Consider the following 2788-nt stretch of genomic DNA (forward strand, 5'->3'; position numbering starts at 1 on the left):
GAGCGCGATGGCGTCCCGCTTGAACTCCTCGGTGTACCGCTTCGTGTACTTGCTTCCCACCTGGTGCTACTTCCTCTGGAACCTCAGGTCCCAGTCTCCAGGTGTCCACGATCAAGGGGAAGCTTCAACATCGCCACTACGCTCGCGTGCTCCGTAAACACAGCCCGGCACTGTTCACGCTCGGGATGATCGCTGTCACTGCCGAACCAGCGCACCACAGCCTCGTTGCGCCCGTCGATCGGCTCGGAGAATCCAGCGATCGAGACCAGTAGATCCAGCAGGCCAGACTGCACAGGAACCCGCGGGTCGCTTGCAAGACGGAACAGGAACGGCAGCACTGTCGGCGCAGCCAGGTTCATCTCCCTGACGCTGTTGAGAATGGAGTTGGTGAGCACGCGCTTGGCCTCTGGCGCGGCAGCCTGATCGAGAAGACCGTGCAACAGCACCGGGATCGCTGCCGGGCACTCCGGGAACTCGGACCAGCGGACATCCTCACACCCGCGGAGGGCGGGATGACCACAGCCAGCCTCAACCGCCTGCGGGTAGTCCTGGAGGAATCGAGTTATCGCCGTCTCCTTGGCAGCCAGATCCGTGCTGCACACCTGTCTGTCCCCGTCCTGCCGCAACAAACCTTGAACTCCACGTCAGCCGAACTCTTGCGCGATCAGAGACCCACGCGCAAGCCAAGACAACGAACCGATGGTGTTCGATTCCCCAAGCACCACACAAGCGCGGCTTGACGAGTTGGATGCCTGAGGTGTCTACGGAGCGATCATTCGCAATTCCTGATTGGCAGCCGAGTCGTCGTGGGGCGTCGGGCGGCCAATCCGGGCAAGCCACAAGCGGCAGAAGCGTGAAAGCCACACCCGACGCCCCTGGGCGGGTCAACCATACGAAGGGCTCACCGCGTCCCGCAGAACAACGTAGGGAAGCGTGACGCTTCGGCGAACGCCTCCCCCGGGACATCGAGGTGCGGCAGGCTCATCCCCACGGCCTTCGTTCTGGTTCGGTGCATTCCTTGGTCGGAGCGCAGAATCGGACGGCGGCCGCCCACACGTCTGGTGAACTTCCGCGTGAGGGAGCCAGTTCGACAGACAATTCGACACAACGGAGCTCGGGGCTCAGGAAACCCGCCTGAAGTCGTGGCTGAAGGGAGCGGTAGTGAACGGGACGTGGTGGCTCACACAGGGCGACACCCGGATCGGCGAGCTACGGCCGTACGCAATCGATCAGCCAACGTACCTCTGCCACTTCATCCCGGGGCCCGGATGGGAAGGGGTCCGTGCGCTGTTCGAGAGCTGGGCGACCCTGCACGGCCCGGACCCCGACGGCTCTCGAACAGCGCAGGCCATCAAGCCCATCATGGACCTCGGACTAACGCTGCTTGCCGAAGACGAAGGTCGGCCCATGGCGCTCTTCAAAGAGTGCATCGTCCGTATCGACGGCGACACCGCCCGCGTGCGCTGCTGACCTCAACGAAGCCCCCGCCCATAAAGCACAAGCTGAGTGCCCTGATCCGGGCATGCCAGGCGGCGAGAAGATGGCCGACGGGCGACTACTGGCTCTGACACATGAGGCCTGTCCACGTCGTTCCGGGCATCCCGGCCCGCCGCACCTCCGTGCGGCCCGGTTGCCGGTACGCGCTGATACAACTCCTGCATACCGACCCAACCAGCAGAGGAGACCCGTGGGCGACTGGGGAACCGGCAACTTCGAGAACGACACGGCCGCAGATCACCTGTCGATCCTCACGGACCGGCTCGTCACCGAGGTGGCGGATGCGATGGCCGGCGACCCGGTCGAGATCGAGCCCGACGAGTACTGGGGAGTTGCGGTGCCGGCCAACCTGGAGCTGCTGAGCCTTCTGGCGCGGCAGGGGTACGTGGGGGCGTCGCTGCCCGAGGCCGAGGTGGTCGAGGGGTGGAAGAAGACGTACATGGCGGTGTGGGAGAGCTGCATCGACGACTTGATGCCCTCATCGGGTTACAAGGACGAGCGACGCACGGTCCTGATCCGTACTTTTGACGAGCTTGCCGAGCTCAGGAGGAAGGAGGACTCGAACTGAGGATTTCGTGACGGCTCGTTGGTTCATCTGGCGGGCCGTTTCGGCTTGTTGGGCAGGGTGAGGCCCGGCTGTCGCGTCGGGTGGGCGCCGGGTCCACTTTCTCGGTCACTGGCCGGACAGCCCGCTTGGTGAAGCGCGAGGCTAGGCCAGGCAGGCCCTGCACCAGGATCACAAGATGGCCGGTGAACAGGTGCCTCGCCGACACCTCGCCATACCGTTCGATGTGGTCGAACACGACCAGGTGGTCGGGGGCTGCGCGGGTGCGCCAGTCCGAGACCTGCTCGCGGGTCAGATCCTTGAGGACCAGCTCCTGGAGGACGTCCTCGCCTCCCGGCTCCGGCGCGGGCGCAAGGAAGACCGGAATGCGGGCCGGGTAGCGCGACCAGGCCGGGGCGATTCCGCAAGAGCCTCACCCTGGACGAGACGGCCGTGGCCGGTGGCCGCGGGGCCACGAAAGATCGGACGGGGGATGCACCCCACTCGCCGGAATCGCATCCTTCCCGGTGATGGCCCGATCCCGATCATCCGAGAGGACACCCATGTCGCCCAGCCCGTCCCGAGGCGTGCGCCGAACTGTTTCCGGTCTCGCCGCCACGGCTCTGCTGGCCCTGGCCGGCCCCCTGGCGGCCCCGGCCTCACCCGCGTCGGCCGCCACGGGAACCGGGCAGATCAGTACGGTCACCTATACGGCGGCGGAGCGGACCGCGGCCCTCTCGTACTGGA

4 protein-coding genes are annotated in these 2788 nt (G+C 65.7%); 3 read left to right on the top strand and 1 reads right to left on the bottom strand.

Annotated features, from left to right (window positions below):
- Nucleotides 1-83 precede the first annotated feature (83 nt).
- Nucleotides 84-602 carry a hypothetical protein gene (locus ACFPIH_RS56110; protein ID WP_381188063.1) on the bottom strand — a complete coding sequence of 173 codons (519 nt, stop codon included), beginning with the start codon at nt 600-602 and terminating at the stop codon, nt 84-86.
- A 559-nt stretch (nt 603-1161) separates the two neighbouring features.
- Between ACFPIH_RS56110 and ACFPIH_RS56115 the strand changes: the two genes are divergently transcribed.
- The 3 genes from ACFPIH_RS56115 to ACFPIH_RS56125 all read left to right on the top strand — a co-directional run.
- Entirely contained in the window at nt 1162-1470 is a 309-nt protein-coding gene (locus tag ACFPIH_RS56115; protein ID WP_381188061.1) for a hypothetical protein, read from the top strand.
- 217 nt (nt 1471-1687) lie between these two features.
- Nucleotides 1688-2065, top strand: a complete 378-nt coding sequence (locus ACFPIH_RS56120) for a DUF4259 domain-containing protein (protein WP_381188058.1) — start codon at nt 1688-1690, stop codon at nt 2063-2065.
- Between the two features lie 539 nt (nt 2066-2604).
- Nucleotides 2605-2788, top strand: a 184-nt coding sequence (locus ACFPIH_RS56125) for a hypothetical protein (RefSeq protein WP_381188056.1), incomplete at its 3' end; no start/stop codon positions are given.

It is taken from the genome of Streptomyces vulcanius, assembly GCF_042653945.1.
Classification (GTDB): Bacteria; Actinomycetota; Actinomycetes; order Streptomycetales; family Streptomycetaceae; genus Streptomyces; species Streptomyces mangrovi.